The sequence below is a fragment of the Roseateles sp. P5_B10 genome, assembly GCF_056400485.1.
In genome coordinates, this window is record NZ_JBFULE010000952.1 from 1 (window position 1) to 1,836 (window position 1,836).

The window sequence follows — 1,836 nt, forward strand, 5'->3', positions numbered from 1 at the left end:
AGCTCGGCCTGGCCGACGATCTGCGCCTGGAGCGTGATCTGGTGCACCACGCCTTCCATTTGCGCGGCGCGGCCCGCAGCGAGACCGTCGAAGGCATTCGCGCGCTGGCGGTCGACAAGGATCACGCACCGCGCTGGAGCCCAGCCTCGGTCGCCGATCTGGACGCGGGTGAGGTGGCCGCCTTCTTCGTCAGTCCCTGGCCTGCGAACGAGCATCCGTTGCGCGACCTGAGCTGAAGCTGTCGCCCCCTGGATCGGGGGTTGGCCTGGCGCGGGCATCTCCACACACTCGCGAAAATTTTTCACGTTCGACGGAGACAACAATGCGCAAAGTGCTCATGACGGCCTTGCTGGCCACCGGCCTGTTCGGCCAGGCTGCCCAAGCCTCGCCGGTGCTGTGGGATTCCGCCTCCGGCGGCAATGACCACTACTACGAGTTCTTCGACGCCAACGTCAGCTGGGACGATGCCTTCACGGCGGCCCAGAGCGCGAGCTATCTGGGCATGACCGGCTACCTGGCCACCATCACCAGCGCCGGCGAAAACCGCTTCGCTTCCGTCACCGTGGCCGGTGGCATCCTGGCATGGCTGGGCGCTTCGGACGCCGGCAATGAAGGCACTTTCACCTGGCGTGATGGTCCCGAGAACGGCCAGGCCTTGACCTACACCAGCTGGAATCCGGGCGAGCCGAACAACTGCTGCGGTGGCGAGAACTACCTGCAGACCAACTTCGGCGCCGTCATGGGCTGGAACGACCACGGCGGCCCGGGCAATGCTGGCCAGATCAACGGCTATCTGGTCGAGTTCAGCGCCGCCCCCGGCACCGTGCCCGAGCCGGCCAGCCTGGCCCTGGTGATGGCGGCCGCCCTGGCGGGCGTTGGCGTGTCCCGCCGCCGCAACCGCTAAGCCCTCACGGTTCAGCATTTCTCAACGCCCGCGTCAGCCCGACGCGGGCGTTGCCATTTGCGGGCCGGGATAATCCGCTGCGTGACTGCTTTTTCTCCCTGGCGCCTGTCCGTCGCGCCGATGATGGACTGGACCGATCGCCATTGCCGCCATTTCCATCGGCTCATCACCCGCCATGCGCTGCTCTACACCGAGATGGTGACGACCGGCGCCTTGCTGCATGGCGACCAGCCGCGCCATCTCGACTTCAACGACACCGAACACCCGGTCGCGCTGCAGCTGGGTGGCAGCGATCCCGCCGACTTGGCCGCCTGCGCCAGGCTTGCCGAGCGCTGGGGCTATGACGAGGTCAACCTGAACTGCGGCTGCCCCAGCGAGCGAGTGCAGAAGGGCGCCTTCGGGGCCTGCCTGATGGCCGAACCCCAGCTGGTGGCCGACTGCGTCAAGGCCATGCGCGATGCCACCTCGCTGCCGGTCACCGTCAAGCACCGCATCGGCATCGACAAGATTGAGAGCTACGACTTCGTCCGCGACTTCGTCGCCACCGTTGCCGAGGCCGGCTGCGAAGTCTTCATCGTGCATGCCCGCAATGCCTGGCTGCAGGGCCTTTCTCCGAAGGAAAACCGCGAGATCCCACCGCTGCGCTACGAGCTGGTGGAGMAGCTCAAGCGCGAATTCCCGCAGCTGACCATCGCCATCAACGGCGGCCTGAAGACGCCGGACCAGATCGCCGAGCAGCTGGCCGTGCTGGACGGCGTCATGATCGGCCGCGAGGCCTATCACGAGCCCTGGAGCATGGCGCAGTGGGACTCGCGCTTCTTCGGCCAGCCTGACCCGGCGGCGTCGCGCGAGCAGGTCGAAGACGCCTGGCTGGATTACCTGGATCGCGTGCATGCCGCTGGCCGCTCCTGGTCCCATGCGATGCGCCACGC

3 protein-coding genes are annotated in these 1,836 nt (G+C 67.0%); all 3 read left to right on the forward strand.

Translation table 11 applies throughout. The features are described 5' to 3' along the window. Positions 1-236: enoyl-CoA hydratase/isomerase family protein (locus AC1DU6_RS29650; RefSeq protein WP_477861591.1), on the forward strand; the 236-nt coding region annotated here is incomplete at its 5' end. An 86-nt stretch (positions 237-322) separates the two neighbouring features. Continuing rightward, the gene (locus tag AC1DU6_RS29655; RefSeq protein ID WP_457325510.1) at positions 323-904 is read left to right on the forward strand and encodes a lectin-like protein; all 582 of its coding nucleotides are present in this window, start codon (positions 323-325) and stop codon (positions 902-904) included. Positions 905-1,024: 120 nt separating this feature from the next. Further along, positions 1,025-1,836 (forward strand): tRNA dihydrouridine(20/20a) synthase DusA (gene dusA / locus AC1DU6_RS29660; RefSeq protein WP_477861593.1); only part of this gene is annotated, 812 nt, incomplete at its 3' end.

Bases quoted from the DNA above. Each gene is read 5' to 3' on its own strand.
- AC1DU6_RS29655 (WP_457325510.1), top strand. From the start codon at position 323: ATGCGCAAAGTGCTCATGACGGCCTTGCTGGCCACCGGCCTGTTCGGC.